The 19,691-nt window shown below is 48.0% G+C and carries 33 protein-coding genes, 4 tRNA genes and 1 pseudogene; 1 reads left to right on the forward strand and 37 read right to left on the reverse strand.

What is annotated here, in order from left to right; all coding sequences use genetic code 11:
• Positions 1–566: 566 nt before the first annotated feature.
• The 35 genes from rplQ to P0Y67_RS20035 all read right to left on the reverse strand — a co-directional run bounded on the left by rplQ (position 567) and on the right by P0Y67_RS20035 (position 17,282).
• A complete protein-coding gene (gene rplQ / locus P0Y67_RS19865; protein WP_027251964.1) occupies positions 567–953 on the reverse strand; it encodes a 50S ribosomal protein L17 in 387 nt (128 codons plus the stop codon).
• Between the two features lie 33 nt (positions 954–986).
• Positions 987–1,976: a DNA-directed RNA polymerase subunit alpha gene (locus P0Y67_RS19870; protein WP_027251963.1), complete on the reverse strand. Its 990-nt coding sequence runs from the start codon at positions 1,974–1,976 to the stop codon at positions 987–989.
• 23 nt (positions 1,977–1,999) lie between these two features.
• Positions 2,000–2,620 carry a 30S ribosomal protein S4 gene (gene rpsD / locus P0Y67_RS19875; RefSeq protein ID WP_027251962.1) on the reverse strand — a complete coding sequence of 207 codons (621 nt, stop codon included), beginning with the start codon at positions 2,618–2,620 and terminating at the stop codon, positions 2,000–2,002.
• Between the two features lie 32 nt (positions 2,621–2,652).
• On the reverse strand, positions 2,653–3,042 hold the full coding sequence (gene rpsK / locus P0Y67_RS19880) for a 30S ribosomal protein S11 (RefSeq protein ID WP_027251961.1): 390 nt from the start codon (positions 3,040–3,042) through the stop codon (positions 2,653–2,655).
• 19 nt (positions 3,043–3,061) lie between these two features.
• A complete protein-coding gene (gene rpsM, locus P0Y67_RS19885) occupies positions 3,062–3,418 on the reverse strand; it encodes a 30S ribosomal protein S13 (RefSeq protein WP_027251960.1) in 357 nt (118 codons plus the stop codon).
• A 144-nt stretch (positions 3,419–3,562) separates the two neighbouring features.
• The gene (rpmJ, locus tag P0Y67_RS19890) at positions 3,563–3,676 is read right to left on the reverse strand and encodes a 50S ribosomal protein L36 (protein WP_000868186.1); all 114 of its coding nucleotides are present in this window, start codon (positions 3,674–3,676) and stop codon (positions 3,563–3,565) included.
• A 29-nt stretch (positions 3,677–3,705) separates the two neighbouring features.
• Positions 3,706–5,037 carry a preprotein translocase subunit SecY gene (gene secY, locus P0Y67_RS19895; protein ID WP_027251959.1) on the reverse strand — a complete coding sequence of 444 codons (1,332 nt, stop codon included), beginning with the start codon at positions 5,035–5,037 and terminating at the stop codon, positions 3,706–3,708.
• 22 nt (positions 5,038–5,059) lie between these two features.
• A complete protein-coding gene (gene rplO, locus P0Y67_RS19900) occupies positions 5,060–5,494 on the reverse strand; it encodes a 50S ribosomal protein L15 (protein ID WP_027251958.1) in 435 nt (144 codons plus the stop codon).
• 5 nt (positions 5,495–5,499) lie between these two features.
• Positions 5,500–5,679, reverse strand: a complete 180-nt coding sequence (rpmD, locus tag P0Y67_RS19905) for a 50S ribosomal protein L30 (RefSeq protein ID WP_211646405.1) — start codon at positions 5,677–5,679, stop codon at positions 5,500–5,502.
• A 5-nt stretch (positions 5,680–5,684) separates the two neighbouring features.
• Positions 5,685–6,182 carry a 30S ribosomal protein S5 gene (gene rpsE, locus P0Y67_RS19910; protein ID WP_027251956.1) on the reverse strand — a complete coding sequence of 166 codons (498 nt, stop codon included), beginning with the start codon at positions 6,180–6,182 and terminating at the stop codon, positions 5,685–5,687.
• 12 nt (positions 6,183–6,194) lie between these two features.
• Positions 6,195–6,548 (reverse strand): 50S ribosomal protein L18, encoded by a 354-nt coding sequence (gene rplR / locus P0Y67_RS19915; RefSeq protein ID WP_027251955.1) that lies wholly within the window; start codon positions 6,546–6,548, stop codon positions 6,195–6,197.
• 9 nt (positions 6,549–6,557) lie between these two features.
• A complete protein-coding gene (rplF, locus tag P0Y67_RS19920) occupies positions 6,558–7,091 on the reverse strand; it encodes a 50S ribosomal protein L6 (protein WP_027251954.1) in 534 nt (177 codons plus the stop codon).
• A gap of 13 nt (positions 7,092–7,104) precedes the next feature.
• A complete protein-coding gene (gene rpsH, locus P0Y67_RS19925) occupies positions 7,105–7,497 on the reverse strand; it encodes a 30S ribosomal protein S8 (protein WP_027251953.1) in 393 nt (130 codons plus the stop codon).
• Between the two features lie 35 nt (positions 7,498–7,532).
• Positions 7,533–7,838 carry a 30S ribosomal protein S14 gene (gene rpsN, locus P0Y67_RS19930; RefSeq protein ID WP_027251952.1) on the reverse strand — a complete coding sequence of 102 codons (306 nt, stop codon included), beginning with the start codon at positions 7,836–7,838 and terminating at the stop codon, positions 7,533–7,535.
• 16 nt (positions 7,839–7,854) lie between these two features.
• Positions 7,855–8,394 carry a 50S ribosomal protein L5 gene (gene rplE, locus P0Y67_RS19935; RefSeq protein WP_027251951.1) on the reverse strand — a complete coding sequence of 180 codons (540 nt, stop codon included), beginning with the start codon at positions 8,392–8,394 and terminating at the stop codon, positions 7,855–7,857.
• A gap of 15 nt (positions 8,395–8,409) precedes the next feature.
• The gene (gene rplX / locus P0Y67_RS19940; RefSeq protein WP_027251950.1) at positions 8,410–8,724 is read right to left on the reverse strand and encodes a 50S ribosomal protein L24; all 315 of its coding nucleotides are present in this window, start codon (positions 8,722–8,724) and stop codon (positions 8,410–8,412) included.
• 12 nt (positions 8,725–8,736) lie between these two features.
• Positions 8,737–9,108, reverse strand: a complete 372-nt coding sequence (rplN, locus tag P0Y67_RS19945) for a 50S ribosomal protein L14 (RefSeq protein ID WP_027251949.1) — start codon at positions 9,106–9,108, stop codon at positions 8,737–8,739.
• A gap of 164 nt (positions 9,109–9,272) precedes the next feature.
• Complete coding sequence (gene rpsQ, locus P0Y67_RS19950) at positions 9,273–9,527, reverse strand: 30S ribosomal protein S17 (RefSeq protein ID WP_027251948.1); 255 nt, start codon at positions 9,525–9,527, stop codon at positions 9,273–9,275.
• Complete coding sequence (gene rpmC / locus P0Y67_RS19955; RefSeq protein WP_027251947.1) at positions 9,527–9,718, reverse strand: 50S ribosomal protein L29; 192 nt, start codon at positions 9,716–9,718, stop codon at positions 9,527–9,529. Before rpmC ends, rpsQ begins: the two co-directional genes overlap by 1 nt.
• The gene (gene rplP, locus P0Y67_RS19960) at positions 9,718–10,128 is read right to left on the reverse strand and encodes a 50S ribosomal protein L16 (RefSeq protein ID WP_027251946.1); all 411 of its coding nucleotides are present in this window, start codon (positions 10,126–10,128) and stop codon (positions 9,718–9,720) included. Before rplP ends, rpmC begins: the two co-directional genes overlap by 1 nt.
• 11 nt (positions 10,129–10,139) lie before the next feature.
• Entirely contained in the window at positions 10,140–10,832 is a 693-nt protein-coding gene (rpsC, locus tag P0Y67_RS19965) for a 30S ribosomal protein S3 (RefSeq protein WP_027251945.1), read from the reverse strand.
• Positions 10,833–10,851: 19 nt separating this feature from the next.
• Positions 10,852–11,184 (reverse strand): 50S ribosomal protein L22, encoded by a 333-nt coding sequence (gene rplV, locus P0Y67_RS19970; RefSeq protein ID WP_027251944.1) that lies wholly within the window; start codon positions 11,182–11,184, stop codon positions 10,852–10,854.
• Positions 11,185–11,198: 14 nt separating this feature from the next.
• Entirely contained in the window at positions 11,199–11,477 is a 279-nt protein-coding gene (rpsS, locus tag P0Y67_RS19975; protein ID WP_007469141.1) for a 30S ribosomal protein S19, read from the reverse strand.
• 20 nt (positions 11,478–11,497) lie between these two features.
• Positions 11,498–12,322 (reverse strand): 50S ribosomal protein L2, encoded by an 825-nt coding sequence (gene rplB / locus P0Y67_RS19980; protein ID WP_027251943.1) that lies wholly within the window; start codon positions 12,320–12,322, stop codon positions 11,498–11,500.
• A gap of 18 nt (positions 12,323–12,340) precedes the next feature.
• On the reverse strand, positions 12,341–12,643 hold the full coding sequence (rplW, locus tag P0Y67_RS19985) for a 50S ribosomal protein L23 (RefSeq protein WP_027251942.1): 303 nt from the start codon (positions 12,641–12,643) through the stop codon (positions 12,341–12,343).
• Positions 12,640–13,242, reverse strand: a complete 603-nt coding sequence (rplD, locus tag P0Y67_RS19990) for a 50S ribosomal protein L4 (RefSeq protein WP_027251941.1) — start codon at positions 13,240–13,242, stop codon at positions 12,640–12,642. Before rplD ends, rplW begins: the two co-directional genes overlap by 4 nt.
• Positions 13,243–13,258: 16 nt before the next feature.
• Entirely contained in the window at positions 13,259–13,888 is a 630-nt protein-coding gene (gene rplC / locus P0Y67_RS19995; protein WP_027251940.1) for a 50S ribosomal protein L3, read from the reverse strand.
• A 14-nt stretch (positions 13,889–13,902) separates the two neighbouring features.
• Positions 13,903–14,214, reverse strand: coding sequence for a 30S ribosomal protein S10 (gene rpsJ, locus P0Y67_RS20000; RefSeq protein ID WP_005501283.1), 312 nt, complete (start codon positions 14,212–14,214; stop codon positions 13,903–13,905).
• A 353-nt stretch (positions 14,215–14,567) separates the two neighbouring features.
• Complete coding sequence (bfr, locus tag P0Y67_RS20005; RefSeq protein ID WP_046222538.1) at positions 14,568–15,044, reverse strand: bacterioferritin; 477 nt, start codon at positions 15,042–15,044, stop codon at positions 14,568–14,570.
• Between the two features lie 82 nt (positions 15,045–15,126).
• A complete protein-coding gene (locus P0Y67_RS20010; protein WP_342393268.1) occupies positions 15,127–15,360 on the reverse strand; it encodes a (2Fe-2S)-binding protein in 234 nt (77 codons plus the stop codon).
• 263 nt (positions 15,361–15,623) lie between these two features.
• The gene (gene tuf, locus P0Y67_RS20015) at positions 15,624–16,808 is read right to left on the reverse strand and encodes an elongation factor Tu (protein WP_342393269.1); all 1,185 of its coding nucleotides are present in this window, start codon (positions 16,806–16,808) and stop codon (positions 15,624–15,626) included.
• Between the two features lie 106 nt (positions 16,809–16,914).
• Positions 16,915–16,990: transfer RNA gene (locus tag P0Y67_RS20020), tRNA-Thr, on the reverse strand.
• Positions 16,991–17,002: 12 nt separating this feature from the next.
• Positions 17,003–17,077 (reverse strand) — tRNA-Gly (locus P0Y67_RS20025).
• Between the two features lie 38 nt (positions 17,078–17,115).
• Positions 17,116–17,200, reverse strand: a tRNA-Tyr gene (locus P0Y67_RS20030).
• 6 nt (positions 17,201–17,206) lie between these two features.
• Positions 17,207–17,282 (reverse strand) — tRNA-Thr (locus P0Y67_RS20035).
• Between the two features lie 208 nt (positions 17,283–17,490).
• On the opposite strand from P0Y67_RS20035, the gene coaA reads away from it, so the two are divergent.
• A complete protein-coding gene (gene coaA, locus P0Y67_RS20040) occupies positions 17,491–18,429 on the forward strand; it encodes a type I pantothenate kinase (RefSeq protein ID WP_342393270.1) in 939 nt (312 codons plus the stop codon).
• 26 nt (positions 18,430–18,455) lie between these two features.
• On the opposite strand, the gene birA is transcribed toward coaA, so the two are convergent.
• Positions 18,456–19,421: a bifunctional biotin--[acetyl-CoA-carboxylase] ligase/biotin operon repressor BirA gene (gene birA, locus P0Y67_RS20045; RefSeq protein WP_342393271.1), complete on the reverse strand. Its 966-nt coding sequence runs from the start codon at positions 19,419–19,421 to the stop codon at positions 18,456–18,458.
• Positions 19,418–19,691: pseudogene (locus P0Y67_RS20050) on the reverse strand (UDP-N-acetylmuramate dehydrogenase); the annotation flags it as partial. The pseudogene P0Y67_RS20050 and the gene birA, both read right to left, overlap by 4 nt.

The raw sequence follows: 19,691 nt of genomic DNA on the forward strand, positions 1-19,691 counted from the left end.
GTTCACTGATAAATCTTTTATGACTGTATCATTGTCGAGTGCCCACACAGATTGCATGGTCAAATTGTTAAAGAGCTTGTTTCGATATAAATCTTTGTGATTAATCTCTCGAAACGGGCGGCCATTCTAACCAAACGAAGTGAAGTGTCAAACACTTTTTTCAATTTGTTTTTCTAACCGCTTACACTGCCTAGCGCTTAAGTTTGCTGCTCTGCCGTGTCAGTGAGGCGGCATTATAGAGAGTCAGAACCACATGACAAGTAAAAAAACAGAAAAAAACACCGAGCGAACACTTTTCGCTCACAGATAAACAAACCGCGCAATAATAAAGCAAAAACACCTTGAGCCGGGGGCTGATAGATTCTCAATGTGGATAAAAACAAAAAGTGCAGTGGAAGAAGAAAGTTGTGGGGAGATAAAAAAAGAACAGTAGGAATATCACCTAAAGCAACAGTGGTTAAATCCATAACCACCCAGTCCTGGATGCAGTGTCAGATATTTCGGTGAAAAGCAGCTATAAAAAAAGCCGGGCAATGCCCGGCTTTCTTACGTTTTTAAACTATTGCTTATTCAGCAGCAGCTTCTTCCTGAGCTTCAGGACGGTCTACCAGCTCAATGTAAGCCATTGGGGCTTTATCACCAGCACGGAAACCGCATTTCATAATGCGAGTGTAACCGCCTGGACGCTGAGCAAAACGTGGACCTAATTCGTTAAACAGTTTAGCAACGACTTCGTTATCACGAGTACGTGCAAATGCCAGACGACGGTTAGCTACACTGTCAGTCTTAGCTAGGGTAATCAAAGGCTCAATTACGCGACGCAGCTCTTTTGCCTTAGGCAAGGTAGTCTTGATAAGCTCGTGACGTACCAGAGAGCTAGCCATGTTGCTGAACATCGCTTTGCGATGACTGCTGTTGCGGTTGAGTTGACGACCACTCTTACGATGGCGCATGACCTAATCCTTCTAACTAGATATCAGTAACTATTAATCTTCAGCGATAGATGCTGGCGGCCAGTTTTCCAGGCGCATACCCAGAGACAGACCACGTGAAGCCAGCACGTCTTTGATTTCGGTCAAAGACTTCTTACCCAGGTTTGGCGTTTTCAGTAGCTCAACCTCAGTACGCTGAACAAGATCACCGATGTAGTGGATCGCTTCTGCTTTCAAACAGTTAGCAGAGCGAACAGTTAGTTCAAGATCGTCTACAGGACGCAGTAGGATCGGATCGAACTCCGGCTTCTCTTCTTTCTCTTCAGGAACTCGTACATCACGCAGATCTACGAATGCGTCAAGTTGTTCTGCCAGAATAGTGGCAGCACGACGAATCGCTTCCTCAGGATCAAGAGTACCATTGGTCTCCATATCGATAACTAGCTTATCAAGGTCAGTGCGTTGTTCAACACGCGCAGCCTCGACTGAGTAAGCGATACGATCAACTGGGCTGAAAGTTGCATCAACTAACAAACGACCAATTGGACGCTCATCTTCATCACTGTGAATACGAGCAGATGCTGGTACATAGCCGCGACCACGTTCTACCTTGATGCGCATGCTGATATCAGCATTGTCATCAGTCAAATGGCAGATCACGTGCTCTGGGTTCGCAATCTCAACATCACCATCATGGGTGATGTCACCTGCAACAACAGGGCCTGCACCAGATTTACTGAGGCTCAAGATGACTTCGTCTTTCCCTTCAACCTTAACGGCCAGGCCTTTCAGGTTCAATAGGATTTCAAGAACGTCCTCTTGGACTCCCTCTTTGGTGCTGTACTCGTGTAACACACCGTCGATTTCTACTTCAGTCACTGCGCAACCTGGCATAGATGACAGAAGAATACGACGTAGAGCATTGCCTAGAGTGTGGCCAAAACCGCGCTCCAGAGGCTCAAGAGTTACTTTTGCATGCGTCGTATTAACTTGTTCAATATCAACAAGACGCGGCTTAAGAAATTCTGTTACAGAACCCTGCATTGTGTCCTCTCTTAACTATAGCCTTACTTAGAGTAAAGCTCGACGATCAGGTGTTCGTTGATGTCGGCAGACAAATCAGAACGCTCTGGAAGACGCTTAAAGGTACCTTCCATTTTGTTGCTGTCTACTTCGACCCAAGTCGGCAGTTCACGCTGAGTAGCAACTTCAAGAGCTGCTTTGATGCGTGCTTGGTTTTTAGCTTTCTCACGAATGCTAACAACGTCGTTTGCAGCCACCTGGAAAGATGGGATGTTAACGACTTGACCATTAACCAGGATCGCTTTGTGGCTTACCAGTTGACGTGATTCAGCGCGAGTTGCGCCAAAGCCCATGCGGTAAACAACATTATCCAGACGACCTTCCAGAAGTTGCAGCAGGTTTTCACCTGTGTTGCCTTTCAGGCGAGCAGCTTCTTTGTAGTAGTTACGGAATTGCTTTTCCAGTACGCCATAAGTACGACGAACTTTCTGCTTCTCGCGAAGCTGAACGCCATAGTCAGACAGGCGGCCACGACGGGCACCGTGCTGGCCCGGCGCGTTATCAATTTTACACTTGGTATCAATCGCGCGAACACCAGACTTAAGGAATAAGTCAGTGCCTTCACGACGGCTAAGCTTCAGCTTAGGACCCAAATATCTTGCCATGTTCTTTCTCCAATATTCCTAGAAACGAAACGTTATACGCGACGTTTCTTAGGTGGACGACAACCGTTATGAGGGATCGGAGTCGCATCAACAATGTTAGTGATACGGAAACCCGCTGCATTCAGAGCACGGATTGTTGACTCACGACCAGGACCTGGGCCCTTAACCATAACTTCCAGGTTCTTAACGCCATATTCTTTGGCCATTTCACCACAACGCTCAGCAGCAACCTGTGCAGCAAACGGTGTAGATTTACGAGAACCACGGAAACCTGAACCACCGGCAGTTGCCCAAGCCAGAGCATTACCTTGACGGTCAGTAATGGTAACGATTGTGTTGTTGAAAGAAGCGTGGATGTGCGCTACGCCATCAGCAACTTGCTTGCGTACGCGCTTACGAGCGCGAGTTGGTTGTTTTGCCATTGTACTCTACCTTATCCGATTATTTTTTGATCGGCTTGCGCGGACCCTTACGGGTACGAGCGTTGGTTTTAGTACGCTGTCCACGTAGAGGTAGACTGCGACGATGACGAAGACCACGGTAACAACCAAGATCCATTAGGCGCTTGATGTTCATGGAAACTTCACGACGTAGATCACCTTCTACAGTGTACTTAGCTACACCATCACGCAGTTGATCGATCTGCTCTTCAGTTAGTTCACTGATCTTAACATTTTCAGCAATACCCACATCAGCCAGAATAGCTTTTGAACGAGTTTTACCGATGCCATAAATCGCAGTCAGTGCGATTACAGCATGCTTTTGATCAGGAATGTTAATGCCTGCAATACGGGCCACTATTCACTCCTAGTACTTATCAAGAATAACCGCTGCAAAGCCCGTTTAGGATACGCAGCGGTGTCACAATTCTTTTGCACACACAAAAGATGGTTGGCTAATTTAGCCAACCTACCTTCAATTTGCAAGAAATATTTCTGCTGGTTAGCCTTGGCGTTGCTTATGCTTTGGCTCACTGCAAATTACACGCACAACACCGTTGCGCTTGATAACTTTACAGTTACGGCAGATTTTCTTAACGGAAGCACGAACTTTCATTGCTAAACTCCGTAAATGGATAACCAAGCTTATCGGCCGTAGCCTTTAAGATTAGCCTTTTTCAAAACCGACTCATACTGTTGAGACATCAGGTGTGTCTGAACTTGAGCCATGAAGTCCATAATAACCACAACTACAATCAGTAGTGACGTACCGCCAAAGTAGAAGCGAACGTTCCAAGCAATCATCATGAACTCGGGGATCAGACAGATAAAGGTAATGTACAACGCACCAGCCAAAGTCAGGCGTGTCATCACTTTATCAATGTACTTCGCAGTCTGCTCGCCCGGACGAATACCAGGTATGAACGCACCGGATTTCTTCAGGTTATCTGCTGTTTCACGCGGGTTAAACACCAACGCGGTATAGAAGAAACAGAAGAAGATAATCGCAGCGGCATACAGCATAACGTACAGTGGCTGACCAGGACTAAGTGCCAGAGACACGTCAGTCAGGAAACCAAAAGTACCTTCTCCGTTTCCACCGAACCACTGAGCCAGTGTGCCAGGGAAAAGAATGATACTGGATGCAAAAATTGCTGGAATCACACCTGCCATATTAATCTTCAATGGCAGATGAGTGCTCTGGCCTGCATAGACACGACGGCCTTGCTGGCGTTTGGCGTAGTTAACGACGATACGACGCTGACCACGTTCCATGAACACTACAAAATAGATTACAGCAAAAGAAATTACTGCAATTAACAGTAGAAGAAGTACGTGCAATTCACCTTGACGCGCTTGCTCTACGGTCTGTCCAATAGCTGGTGGCAATCCTGCAACGATACCTGTGAAAATAATCAGAGATATACCGTTACCAATGCCACGTTCTGTAATCTGCTCACCTAACCACATTAAGAACATGGTACCGGTGACCAAACTTACGACCGCAACAAAGTAGAAACCAAGGCCTGGATTATGTACCAGGCCAGGGATCATACTTGGTAACCCCGTCGCAATACCAATTGCTTGGAAGGTTGCCAACACAAGCGTGCCATAGCGAGTATACTGGCTGATCTTACGGCGACCAGACTCACCTTCTTTCTTCAACTCGGCTAAAGCCGGATGAACAACCGTTAGCAACTGAACAATAATCGAGGCCGAAATATACGGCATAATGCCCAGTGCTAAAATGGATGCACGCTCAAGTGCACCACCAGAGAACATGTTAAACAGTTCAATGATGGTACCCTTTTGCTGTTCGAACAGATCGGCTAGTACAGCAGCGTCAATACCAGGAATAGGCACAAAAGAGCCAGCTCGGAAAATTAAGATAGCCCCTATTACAAATAGCAGACGAGTCTTAAGCTCTGCTAGGCCACCTTTTGCGCTACTAAAATCTTGTCCTGGTTGTTTAGCCATCTGTACCTCATCCTCGAGTTAATTATTCCTCGATTTTACCGCCTGCAGCTTCGATTGCAGCTTTAGCGCCTTTAGTTACGCGTAAGCCTTTCACTGTGACAGCGCGGTTGATCTCACCAGACAGAACAACTTTTACAGTTTCCATGTTCTTGGTGATCACGTTTGCAGCTTTCAGTGTTTCCAGACTTACTACGTCACCTTCAACTTTCGCCAGTTCTGACAGACGAACTTCAGCTGTTACCAGGCTCTTGCGAGAAGTAAAACCGAATTTTGGTAGACGCTGTTTCAAAGGCATTTGACCGCCTTCGAAACCTGGGCGAACAGAACCACCAGAACGTGATTTCTGACCTTTGTGACCACGGCCACAAGTTTTACCCAGGCCTGAACCGATACCACGGCCTACGCGCTTCGCAGAAGGCTTAGAACCCGCAGCCGGAGATAGAGTATTCAAACGCATTCTGATTACTCCTCTACTTTAACCATGTAATGAACCTTGTTGATCATGCCGCGTACGCAAGCAGTATCTTCCAGTTCAACAGTGTGGTTGATGCGACGTAGGCCCAAGCCACGCAGTGTAGCTTTATGCTTCGGCAAACGACCGATAGAGCTACGAGTCTGAGTTACTTTGATAGTTTTAGCCATGTCGATTACTCCAGAATTTCTTTAACAGAAAGACCACGCTTAGCAGCGATCATTTCTGGAGAGTTCATACCACTCAAACCATCAATAGTCGCGCGAACGATATTGATTGGGTTTGTAGAACCGTATGCTTTAGCCAGTACGTTATGCACGCCAGCGACTTCCAGCACTGCACGCATTGCACCACCGGCGATGATACCAGTACCTTCTGATGCAGGTTGCATGTACACCTTAGAACCGGTGTGGCGACCTTTAACAGCGTGGTGCAGAGTACCTTCGTTCAGGGCAACTGTAACCATGTTACGACGTGCTTTTTCCATTGCTTTCTGGATTGCAGCAGGCACTTCACGTGCTTTGCCGTAACCGAAACCAACGCGACCATTACCATCACCAACAACAGTTAGCGCGGTAAAGCTGAAAATACGACCACCTTTAACCGTCTTAGATACACGGTTAACAGCGATCAGCTTTTCATGCAGATCTGATTGAGTTTTTTCGTTAGCCATCTTCCGCCTACCTTAGAATTTCAGACCAGCTTCACGGGCAGCTTCTGCCAGTGCAGCCACGCGGCCGTGGTATTGGAAACCGGAACGATCGAATGCAACGTTAGAGATGCCTTTTTCAATCGCGCGCTCAGCGATGATTTTACCCACAACTGCAGCAGCGTCTTTGTTACCGGTGCTCTTCACTTGCTCACGGATCGCTTTTTCTACGGTAGAAGCGGCAGCGATAACCTCGGAGCCATTTGGTGCGATTACCTGAGCGTACACATGGCGTGGAGTACGGTGTACTACCAAGCGAGTTGCACCCAGTTCAGCAATCTTACGACGTGCTCTGGTCGCACGACGGATACGAGATGCTTTCTTATCCATAGTGTTACCTTACTTCTTCTTAGCTTCTTTAATACGCACGACTTCGTCGGCGTAACGAACACCTTTACCTTTGTAAGGCTCAGGGCTACGGTAAGCGCGAATGTCTGCAGCGACTTGGCCAATCAACTGTTTATCAGTACCAGTCAGTACGATTTCAGTTTGAGTTGGACACTCAGCTTTAATACCTGCAGGCAGTTCATGCTCAACTGGGTGTGAGAAGCCCAGAGTCAGGCCAACAGCGTTGCCTTTAATGGCAGCACGATAACCTACACCCTTAAGGATCAGCTTCTTAGTAAAGCCTTCAGTAACACCAACAACCATGTTGTTAACCAGTGCACGAGCTGTACCAGCCTGTGCCCAAGCATCGTTGAAGCCGTCGCGAGGACCGAACTTAATGGTGTTTTCTTCCTGGGTTAGTACAACTGCTTCGTTAATTACACGAACCAGTTCACCCTTACCACCTTTTACAGTGATTTCCTGACCGTTGAGTTTAACTTCTACGCCGGCAGGAACAACTACAGGTGCTTTTGCAACACGTGACATTTTCCTACTCCTATTAAGCTACGTAGCAGATAATCTCACCACCAAGACCTGCTTTACGAGCAGCACGGTCAGTCATCAGACCCTTGGAAGTGGACACAACAGCAATACCCAGGCCACCCATCACAGTCGGCAGCGCATCTTTTTTCTTGTAGATACGCAGGCCAGGACGTGAAACGCGCTGGATTTGCTCAATTACAGCTTTAGTCTCGAAGTACTTCAGAGTAACTTCGAGTTCAGGCTTAACTTCGCCAGAAACGGCGTAGTCAGCCACAAAACCTTCTTCTTTCAGCAAAGCTGCAATGGCAACTTTCAACTTAGAAGATGGCATTTTAACAGCAACTTTCTTCGCTGCCTGACCGTTACGAATGCGGGTCAGCATATCCGAAATCGGATCTTGCATGCTCATAAGTCAATACTCCGTGATTCTTAATTGGTAATAAATTACCAGCTAGCCTTACGCAGACCCGGAATCTCGCCTTTCATGCAAGCTTCACGAACCTTGATACGGGACAGACCAAACTTACGCAGGTACCCGTGTGGGCGTCCAGTCTGGTTACAGCGATTACGCTGACGAGATGGACTTGAATCACGTGGTAGAGACTGAAGCTTGAGCACTGCATCCCAGCGTTCTTCTTCAGACGCATTCACGTCGCTAATTAGAGCTTTAAGCGCGGCACGCTTTTCAGCGTACTTTGCTACCAGCTTGGCACGTTTTACTTCACGTGCCTTCATAGATTCTTTAGCCATTAGTAACCCTTACTTTTTACTTACGGAATGGGAAGTTAAAAGCAGACAGCAGAGCACGAGCTTCTTCGTCAGAGTTCGCAGTAGTTGTGATTGTGATGTCTAAACCACGTACACGATCTACTTTATCGAAATCGATCTCTGGGAAGATAATCTGCTCACGAACGCCCATGCTATAGTTACCACGACCGTCAAATGATTTCGGGTTTAAACCACGGAAATCACGGATACGCGGTACAGCAATAGAGATCAGACGTTCGAAAAAGTCCCACATACGTTCGCCACGCAGGGTTACTTTACAGCCGATCGGGTAGCCCTCACGGATCTTAAAGCCAGCAACAGACTTACGAGCTTTGGTAACCAGCGGCTTTTGACCTGTAATTGCGGCCATATCAGCAGCTGCGTTTTCCAACAGCTTCTTGTCGTTCAAGGCTTCACCGACACCCATGTTCAGGGTGATCTTTTCGATCCTTGGGACTTGCATGATGCTCTTGTACTCGAACTTGTCAGCAAGTTCTTTTACAACAGACTCTTTGTAGTAATCATGCAGTTTCGCCATAGTACTACTCCAAAATTACTTGATAGTTTCGCCATTAGATTTGAAGAAACGAACTTTTTTGCCGTCTTCAAATCGGAAGCCTACACGGTCAGCTTTACCAGTTGCCGCGTTGAAGATTGCAACGTTAGAAGCATCAAGAGCTGCTTCTTGTTCAACGATGCCACCCTGGATACCCATAGCCGGTACAGGCTTTTGGTGTTTTTTAACCAGGTTGATACCTTCAACAACGATTTTACCAGTTGCCAGGACCTTAGATACTTTACCTTTCTTACCTTTATCTTTACCAGTAAGAACGATAACTTCGTCGTTACGACGGATTTTAGCTGCCATTTTCGTCACTCCTTACAGTACTTCTGGCGCTAGTGAAACAATTTTCATGAATTTCGCAGAGCGAAGTTCACGAGTCACTGGGCCAAAGATACGAGTACCGATTGGTTGCTCTGTATTGTTGTTCAGCAATACGCAAGCATTACGGTCGAAGCGAATGACAGAGCCGTCTGGACGACGAACGCCTTTACGGGTGCGCACAACCACCGCTTTCAGTACATCACCTTTTTTCACTTTACCGCGAGGAATTGCTTCCTTGACAGTAACTTTGATGATGTCACCGATATGTGCATAGCGACGGTGAGAACCACCCAGAACCTTAATACACATTACGCTACGAGCGCCGGAGTTATCGGCTGCATCTAGCATACTTTGCATTTGGATCATGTTAGTGCTCCGCTTATCAAAAACATCTAGACCCATCTCGGGTCGAATTCGCCTTTATTACAAGGGCGGCGAATAATAACACCATTTTTTGAGAATGGGTAGATAAAAAATAAACGGCCCCATTTTTTCAGGGGCCGCTCAGTTATGTAGTTGCTAAAGCTCGCTTAAACGCGCGCTTTCTCAACAACGCGTACCAAAGTCCAAGATTTTTTCTTAGACAGTGGACGACACTCACTGATCTCAACTGTGTCGCCAATGCCACACTCGTTGTTCTCATCGTGAGCGTGCAGTTTAGTCGTACGCTTGATGAACTTACCATAGATTGGGTGCTTCACGAAACGCTCGATAGCAACCACGATAGACTTGTCCATCTTGTCGCTAACAACACGACCCTGCTGAGTACGAATTTTCTCGCTCATTATGCGCCAGCCTTCTCATTCAGAACGGTTTTAACACGTGCGATATCGCGACGTACTGCTTTCAGAGTGTGAGTCTGTTGCAGTTGGCCAGTCGCAGCCTGCATACGCAGGTTGAACTGCTCACGCAGCAGGTTCACAAGCTCAGCATTCAGTTCTTCAACGCTTTTTGCGCGCAGATCTTGTGCATTCATCACATCACCGCCTTAGTTACGAAAGTGGTTTTTACAGGAAGCTTACGCGCGGCCAGTTTAAAGGCTTCGCGAGCAAGATCTTCTGAAACACCATCCATTTCATAAAGAACTTTACCTGGTTGGATTTGGGCTACCCAGTACTCAACGTTACCTTTACCCTTACCCTGACGAACTTCCAACGGCTTGCTTGTAATAGGCTTGTCCGGGAAGATACGAATCCAGATTTGGCCCTGACGTTTGATATGACGAGTCATAGCACGACGAGCAGCCTCGATCTGACGAGCAGTAATACGGCCACGGCCAACTGCTTTCAGACCGAAAGTACCGAAGCTTACATCAGTACCGTTCGCCAGACCGCGGTTACGACCCTTATGAGTCTTGCGGAATTTAGTGCGTTTAGGTTGCAGCATCAATAAACTCCTTATTTACGGCCTTTGCGTTGCTTCTTAGGCTTGTTATCAGCCTTAGGCTCTTCAACTGGCATACCACCCAGAACTTCGCCTTTGAAGATCCAAGTTTTGATACCAATTACACCGTATTGGGTGTGAGCGGAAGAAGTCGCATAATCAATGTCAGCACGCAGAGTGTGCAAAGGCACACGGCCTTCACGGTACCACTCGGTACGTGCAATTTCAGCGCCGCCCAGACGGCCACTTACTTCAACTTTGATGCCTTTAGCGCCCAGACGCATAGCATTCTGTACCGCACGCTTCATCGCGCGACGGAACATAACACGGCGCTCAAGCTGAGAAGCGATGCTGTCACCAACAAGCTGTGCATCCAGCTCTGGCTTACGTACTTCGGCGATGTTGATCTGAGCTGGAACACCAGCGATCTTAGCAACGCGAGCGCGCAGTTTCTCAACATCTTCGCCTTTCTTACCGATAACAACGCCTGGACGAGCAGTGTGAATGGTTACACGAATGCTCTTAGCAGGACGCTCGATAACGATACGAGACAGAGACGCTTTTGCTAATTCCTTGGTCAGGAATTGACGTACCTTGAAGTCGCCGTCTAGGTTGTCAGCGAATTCGTTGCTGTTAGCATACCAAGTGGTATTCCAAGGCTTAACGATGCCAAGACGAATACCATTAGGATGTACTTTTTGACCCATTGCTTTGTCTCCTACTCTCTTAGCGATCCGCTACAACAACAGTGATGTGGCTAGAACGCTTCAAGATGCGATCGGCACGGCCTTTAGCACGAGGCATAATACGCTTCATGGTTGGGCCTTCATCAACGAAGATTTTCGCAACATTCAAGTCATCGATGTCTGCGCCTTCGTTGTGCTCAGCATTAGCGATAGCGGATTCCAGAACCTTCTTAACCAGGTCAGCAGCTTTTTTGTTGCTGAAAGTCAGAATTTCCAGAGCTTGTGCAACCGTTTTACCGCGCACTTGATCCGCAACCAAACGAGCTTTCTGCGGTGAGATGCGAGCAAAGCGATGTTTAGCGATAGCTTCCATTACCTATACTCCTCTTAGCGCTTCTTAGCTTTCTTATCTGCAGCGTGGCCGCGATAAGTACGTGTTGGTGCAAATTCGCCCAGCTTGTGACCGATCATTTCTTCAGAAACGAAAACGGGTACGTGCTGACGACCATTATGGACAGCGATGGTCAAACCGATCATCTGAGGGATGATCATTGAGCGACGGGACCAAGTCTTAACAGGCTTCTTGTCACCGCTTTCCACCGCTTTCTCTACCTTCTTCAGCAAGTGCAGGTCAATAAAAGGACCTTTCTTGAGAGAACGTGGCATGGCTTATCCTCTGATATAAATTACTTATTACGACGACGTACGATGTACTTGTCGGTACGTTTGTTCTTACGAGTTTTGTAACCCTTAGTCGGTACGCCCCATGGTGTCACTGGGTGACGACCACCAGAAGTACGACCTTCACCACCACCGTGTGGGTGGTCGATTGGGTTCATTACAACACCACGTACGGTTGGACGAACACCACGCCAACGTGAAGCACCGGCTTTACCCAGTTCACGCAGCATATGCTCACCGTTACCAACCTCACCCAGAGTCGCACGACCTTCGGCAAGAACTTTACGCATTTCGCCAGAACGCAGACGAATAGTTACGTATGCGCCAGCACGAGCTACGATTTGTGCGTAAGTACCAGCTGAACGAGCCAGCTGAGCACCTTTACCAGGCTTCAGTTCAACACAGTGTACGGTTGAACCTACTGGGATGTTGCGCATTGGCAGGGTGTTACCTACTTTGATCGCAGCATCTGAACCAGACTGGATAGTATCACCAGCTTGGATGCCTTTTGGTGCAATGATGTAACGACGCTCACCATCTGCGTAAAGAACCAGAGCGATGTTTGCGCTACGGTTTGGATCGTATTCCAGACGCTCAACTTTCGCTGGGATACCATCTTTATTACGCTTAAAGTCAATCAGACGGTAATGTTGTTTGTTACCACCACCGATGTGACGAACAGTAATACGACCGTTATTGTTACGACCACCAGTCTTAGAGTTTTTCTCTAGAAGTGGTGCATACGGCTTACCCTTATGCAGGTCAGAGTTAACCACTTTAACAACGTGGCGACGACCTGGGGAAGTCGGCTTACATTTTACAATAGCCATTCTTCTTTGCTCCTAGCCTTACTCTGCACTACCAGCGAAGTCGATGTCTTGACCTTCTTTCAGGATCACGTACGCTTTCTTCCAGTCACTACGACGGCCTTGGCGCATACCTTGACGCTTAGTTTTACCTTTAGCAATCAGAGTATTTACAGACTTAACTTCAACCTCGAACAGTTTTTCAACTGCCGCTTTGATCTCACGCTTCGTTGCGGTCATCGCTACTTTGAAAACGATAGTGTTACCGTTCTCAGCAGCCATGGTCGCTTTTTCAGAGATGTGCGGAGCACGCAGAACTTTTAGGATACGCTCTTCGGTGATCATGCCAGCATCTCCTCAACTTGCTTAACTGCCGCAGCAGTCATCACTACTTTGTCGAATGCGATCAAGCTAACTGGGTCGATTGCAGCGGCATCGCGAACGTCAACCTTGTACAGGTTGCGTGCTGCCAGGAACAGATTCTCATCCAGTTCACCGGTCACGATCAGAACATCGTTCAGTTCCAGTTCTTTCAGCTTTGCAGCCAACTCTTTAGTTTTTGGTGCTTCTACTGAGAAGTTATCAACAACGATCAGACGCTCTTGACGAACCAGCTCAGACAGGATGCACTTCATCGCACCGCGGTACATTTTCTTGTTAACTTTCTGGCTGTGGTCCTGTGGACGAGCTGCGAAAGTTACACCACCTGTACGCCACAATGGGCTACGGATGGTACCCGCACGGGCACGACCAGTACCCTTTTGACGCCATGGCTTAGCACCGCCACCAGATACGTCAGAACGGGTCTTTTGTGCACGAGTACCTTGACGGGCACCTGCTGCATACGCAACAACTACTTGGTGCACCAGCGCTTCGTTAAACTCACGCCCAAAAGTAGTTTCGGAGACAGCTAGCGCATCAGCGCCTTTGACTACCAATTCCATTACTAACTCCTCGACGTTACGCTTTAACAGCTGGTTTTACGATCACGTTGCCGCCAGTTGCGCCTGGTACTGCACCTTTGATCAGAAGCAGGTTGCGCTCAGCGTCAACACGTACGATCTCTAGGTTTTGAGTCGTTACACGCTCAGCACCCATGTGACCAGCCATTTTCTTGCCTTTAAATACGCGACCTGGAGTCTGACATTGACCGATAGAACCAGGAGCACGGTGAGACAAGGAGTTACCGTGGCTCATATCTTGAGTACGGAAGTTCCAACGCTTAACAGCGCCTTGGAAACCTTTACCCTTTGAAGTGCCAGTAACGTCTACTTTCTTAATTTCGTTGAACAGTTCTACGTTCAGCTCAGCGCCTACTGCGAACTCTTCACCATTGTCCAGGCGGAATTCCCACAAACCGCGGCCAGCTTCAACACCTGCTTTCGCAAAGTGACCAGCTTCAGCTTTGTTTACGCGGCTTGCTTTCTTAGCACCAGCGGTAACCTGGATAGCGTTATAACCATCAGTGTCTACAGATTTAACCTGAGTAACACGGTTATTTTCTACTTCAACCACAGTAACTGGGATAGAAGCGCCATCTTCGGTAAAGATGCGGGTCATGCCCACTTTACGACCGATTAGACCAATCATTCTCTTATCTCCCCTTAACCTAGGCTGATCTGTACATCAACGCCAGCAGCTAGATCCAGACGCATCAGAGCATCAACAGTTTTGTCTGTTGGCTCAACGATGTCGATAAGGCGCTTGTGGGTACGGATTTCGTACTGATCACGGGCGTCCTTATTCACGTGTGGAGAAATAAGAACAGTGAAACGCTCTTTACGAGTAGGCAGTGGGATTGGACCACGAACCTGCGCGCCAGTACGCTTAGCTGTTTCAACGATCTCCGCAGTAGACTGATCGATCAAACGGTGATCGAAAGCCTTCAGGCGGATACGAATACGTTGGTTCTGCATGAGACAGAGCTCCAATTCAAAAAAATTTACACAAACAATATCGCCACTCAAACTCGTTAAGACGAGAGAATGTCGATTGATTTATGTGAACGTAGCACCCCTTTTGGGCGCATTGTCAGCCAATTTAATGACTGCGAACATAAGTCAGAGTATACATTACCGAATCAGAGAACTGATTCCTTCCTCAACGCTTATTGGTTCACAACCGTCTTCTCGAGACAGTGCCGGGCATTATACCGATCACAAAATGAAAGGCAAGGGATGATGGGAAATTAAGCAGAAAAATGAAAAAGCCTTCATCCATTGTGTACTGTGGACAGATGAAGGCCATAGGCGCTGATGAATTTGGCGAACTAGTCTTCGTCTACAATCTGGGCCTGATTATAGTTGTTGATACCCATGCGCTCGATCAAACCGAGCTGAGTTTCCAGCCAGTCGACATGCTCTTCTTCGTCTTCCAGAATGTCCTGGAATAGATCCCGGGAGACATAATCCCGTACTTCTTCAGCGTACTGAATTGCGTCCCGTAAATCCGGAATGGCATCCATTTCCAGAGAGAGGTCACACTCGAGCATTTCTTTAGTATCTTCGCCAATACGCAGCTTACCCAAGTCCTGGAGATTCGGAATCCCCTCCAGAAACAGGATCCGTTCAATCAAATGATCGGCATGATTCATTTCATCGATAGATTCGTGGTATTCCTTGTCGGCAAGATGCTTGAGGCCCCAATCCTTGTACATACGGGCATGGAGGAAATACTGGTTGATTGCCACCAGTTCATTGCCCAGGATTTTATTGAGATGTTGAATGATTTTCGGATCGGCTTTCATTAGCTAACACTCCTCTCTCGGTCCCTTTAAGCTTAGAACCGATCTGAAGAGTGTCAAAAAAGAGACGTTGTTAAACCCAAGATTAGCTCGCTTTTTTGAGCGTAACCTCAGTAATGTCAATCACTGTAATATCCAGAGCAGTATCCCGCTCCAGAACCACATGTTGAATGATGCCTTTTGCCTGGCGAATACACTTACCGCATTGAGAACCGAGAGGGGTGATCGCTTTGATCCCACGGATATCTGAGACACCTTCCTCTTCTACCAATTTCACAATCTTTTTGTCAGAAATTCCGTGACACAGGCAAACGTACATAACAACTCTCTACATCTAATCTGACTCAAATATAAACGAGAACCGTTAGCATTACCACTTCTGTTCCGTCACTTTGCTAGATGAATTAGTTATCAATAATGAGCAAAATTGCGTCTACAGAATATGTAGTAAAGATAAGTGGTTAGCGGCGGAGTTTAGCCAAGGTAATCAGGAACAGAGGATAAAAGAGCTGTTGCAGAGTCTTAAATATACAAAAAGGGAGCCTGAGCTCCCTTTTTTCGTGTTGATTAAATCTATGCTAATTAAGCAACGATCTTAGCAACAACACCAGCACCAACGGTACGGCCACCTTCACGGATTGCGAAGCGCAGACCTTCGTCCATTGCGATAGGTGCGATCAGAGTAACAACCATCTTGATGTTGTCACCTGGCATTACCATCTCAACGCCTTCTGGCAGTTCGATAGTACCGGTCACGTCAGTTGTACGGAAGTAGAACTGTGGACGGTAGCCTTTGAAGAATGGAGTATGACGGCCGCCTTCATCTTTAGACAGAACGTATACTTCAGACTCGAAAGTCGTGTGTGGAGTGATTGAACCAGGCTTAGCCAGTACTTGACCACGCTCAACTTCGTCACGCTTAGTACCACGCAGCAGAACACCAACGTTCTCACCAGCACGGCCTTCGTCCAGAAGCTTACGGAACATCTCAACACCAGTACAAGTCGTAGTGATGGTGTCTTTGATACCTACGATAGCAACTTCGTCACCTACGCGAACGATACCTTGCTCAACACGACCAGTTACAACTGTACCACGGCCCTGGATTGAGAATACGTCTTCGATTGGCAGGATGAACGGCTTGTCGATAGCACGCTCTGGCTCTGGGATGTAGTTGTCCAGCGCTTCAGCCAGCTCAACAATTTTCTCTTCCCACTGAGCTTCGCCATTCAGCGCGCCCAGAGCAGAACCCATGATTACTGGGCAATCGTCGCCTGGGAAGTCGTACTCAGACAGAAGTTCACGCACTTCCATCTCAACCAGCTCCAGCAGCTCTTCGTCATCAACCATGTCACACTTGTTCATGAACACGATGATGTAAGGGATACCAACCTGACGACCCAGCAGGATGTGCTCACGAGTCTGAGGCATTGGGCCATCAGTCGCAGCAACAACCAGGATACCACCGTCCATCTGAGCAGCACCGGTGATCATGTTCTTAACGTAGTCGGCGTGTCCTGGGCAGTCTACGTGCGCGTAGTGGCGAGTCGGAGTATCGTACTCTACGTGAGAAGTAGAGATGGTGATACCACGCTCACGCTCTTCTGGCGCATTATCGATAGATGCGAAGTCACGCGCTGCACCGCCGTAAGTTTTCGCCAGTACAGTACAGATAGCAGCTGTCAGAGTAGTTTTACCGTGGTCAACGTGGCCGATAGTACCAACGTTAACGTGCGGTTTCGTACGTTCAAATTTTTCTTTAGACATGGGTAGTCCCTCTAGGCACGGTATTTAGGTGGTATAACGACCACACAACCAATCATGGGTTTTGTAGAGTATATATCAAAAGGATTGAAGTGCTTCGGAGAGAGAGTGGTGCTGATAGGCGGATTTGAACCGCCGACCTCACCCTTACCAAGGGTGCGCTCTACCAACTGAGCTATATCAGCACACGAGAAATGTGGAGCGGGCAGCGGGAATCGAACCCGCATCATCAGCTTGGAAGGCTGAGGTAATAGCCATTATACGATGCCCGCAAACTCGTAACTCGTAGAGCTATTCAACCATTTGAATATGGTGGAGGGAGAAGGATTCGAACCTTCGAAGGCGGAGCCGTCAGATTTACAGTCTGATCCCTTTGGCCACTCGGGAATCCCTCCAAATTTTGGTGCCGACTACCGGAATCGAACTGGTGACCTACTGATTACAAGTCAGTTGCTCTACCTACTGAGCTAAGTCGGCGTAAGTGCTGCGCATTCTATGCGATGGTTTTTGGGGTTGCAATAGGTAAATACAAAAAAAATTATAATGGTCGTTTTAATGTACATTTCTTAATCAAACAAGGGGCTATGCTGACATAATTCTTCAAAAGGAGAAATCACGGCCTCTTTCACTTCCTCTACTGATCCTGTATTGTCCCAATCCCTGTAAATGAGATTTTGGTTACAAGATGAACGAGATCCTAACCCCCTATCTTACTTTTGACCGGCAGGCCTGGGCTGATTTACGCAAGTCAGTACCAATGACGCTGGATGAAGCTGATCTCGAACGTCTGCGCGGTATTAATGAGCATTTGTCGATGGATGAAGTCCGCGATATTTATTTGCCTTTATCACGCTTACTCAATCTCTATGTCGGTGCGCGTAAGGGCCGAAACCGCGTTCTGGAAGAGTTCCTGTCTCAGCCCAAACCCAGCACAGTACCTTACATCATAGGTATTGCCGGCAGTGTCGCAGTCGGTAAAAGCACCACCGCGCGTCTGCTGAAAGCCTTGCTGACCCGATGGCCGGAACACCCTAAAGTAGAATTAATCACTACTGACGGCTTTCTCTATCCAAACAATGTGCTGCTGGAAAAGAATCTGATGAAAAAGAAAGGATTTCCGCAGTCTTACGATATTCGGCGTTTGGTTGAGTTTCTGACCGATGTGAAGTCAGGCAAGCCTCAGGTGGATGCCCCTGTGTATTCTCATTTATTCTACGATATTACTGATGAGATAAAGACGGTAGAGCAACCGGACATCCTGATCATTGAAGGGCTGAATGTGTTGCAGAGCGGCATGGATTACCCTCATGAACCGCATCGGGTCTTTATTTCTGATTTGCTCGACTTCTCCATTTATGTCGATGCCGAACCCGACTTACTGCAAACTTGGTACATAGAGCGTTTTCTGAAATTTCGTCAGGGGGCTTTTAAGGATCCATCATCCTATTTTAATCATTACACTAAGCTGACCGAATCAGAAGCGGTGAAAACGGCGACCAATATCTGGCAGGAAATTAATGGTAAAAACTTGCGGGAGAACATTCTGCCAACGCGCGAGCGAGCCAGTCTTATCCTGCAAAAAGGGTCTAACCATGCGGTGCAGACCGTCAAACTCAGAAAATAGTCGACCGGCTCATCCTGGCTTTACTGTTAATCGTCTTTACGCAAAGAGATTTCCCCGCCCAGATACGGTATCTTCCCCTGCTCTGTTTCCAGCATCAGCGCCCCCTGAGGGTTAATACCACGGGCGACGCCACGGATGACTTTGTCCCCGATCAACAGCTTCACCGGCCGGCCAAGAAAATTGTCATACTGGTCCCACTCATCGACAAACCCCGCCATGCCAACCTCTTCATAGCGCAGCAGGGTTTCCGTCACCCCCTCAATGATGGCTGCCGCCAACTGATTGCGGCCAGGCATAGGGTCGCAAGCTTCAGCCAGATTAGACCAGGGTTGCCCCACTGTTTCGGTATCTGTATTAGACATGGTGAGGTTCAGCCCCATACCAATGACCAGATGCGCAGCATCTCCGGCTTTACCGCTCATTTCTACCAGAATACCCGCTAATTTTTTGTCCTGATAATAGAGGTCATTGGGCCATTTCACCTTAATCTCCGCCGCACCCAGTTTCTGCAATGTTTTCGCCACCGCCAGACCAACGACCAGACTCAGTCCCATCGCGGCCGCAACACCGGCATCCAGGCGCCAGTACATTGACAAATACAGGTTGCTGCCAAACGGGGAAAGCCATTGCCGCCCACGGCGCCCGCGTCCGGCCTGCTGGTACTCAGCCACACAAACCGCGCCTTTGGGGAGCTGACCTATGCGGTCCAGCATATATTGATTGGTTGAATCAATCACCGGGATCAGTGCCAGTGACGGGCAATCAACCTGATCCTGGATAAGCTGCTCATCCAATAAATCAAACCCGGCAGCCAGGCAGTAACCTTTGCCCTGGACCCGATGAATATCAAGACCCCACTCCTGGATCCCTTTGATATGCTTGCTGATTGCCGCCCGAGAGATCCCCAGCGCCTCACCCAGCGCTTCGCCGGAGTGAAACTGACCATCAGCCAGAAACCGGACAAGCGCCAGCTTGGTTGTGTGTTCTTTCATGGCATCACCTTATCCAGTGTGGTTTCTCCGTCAGATGCCATAAAGCGCACCTCATGCTCTAATGTAACACCAAAGCGCGATTTGACCGTGTCGACGATATAGCGCGCCAATCTCAGTACATCTTCAGGGCTGGCCGTGCCGAGGTTTACAATCACTAGCGCCTGCTGCTGGTGTACGGCCGCTCCGCCAACCTTATGGCCTTTCAGTCCGCATTGATCTATCAACCACCCGGCGGCCAATTTAAACCGGCCGCCTGCTGCGGGATAACAA

Origin of the sequence: Photobacterium sp. SP02, assembly GCF_038519165.1 — a bacterium.
In the GTDB taxonomy this organism is placed as follows: Bacteria; Pseudomonadota; Gammaproteobacteria; order Enterobacterales; family Vibrionaceae; genus Photobacterium; species Photobacterium halotolerans.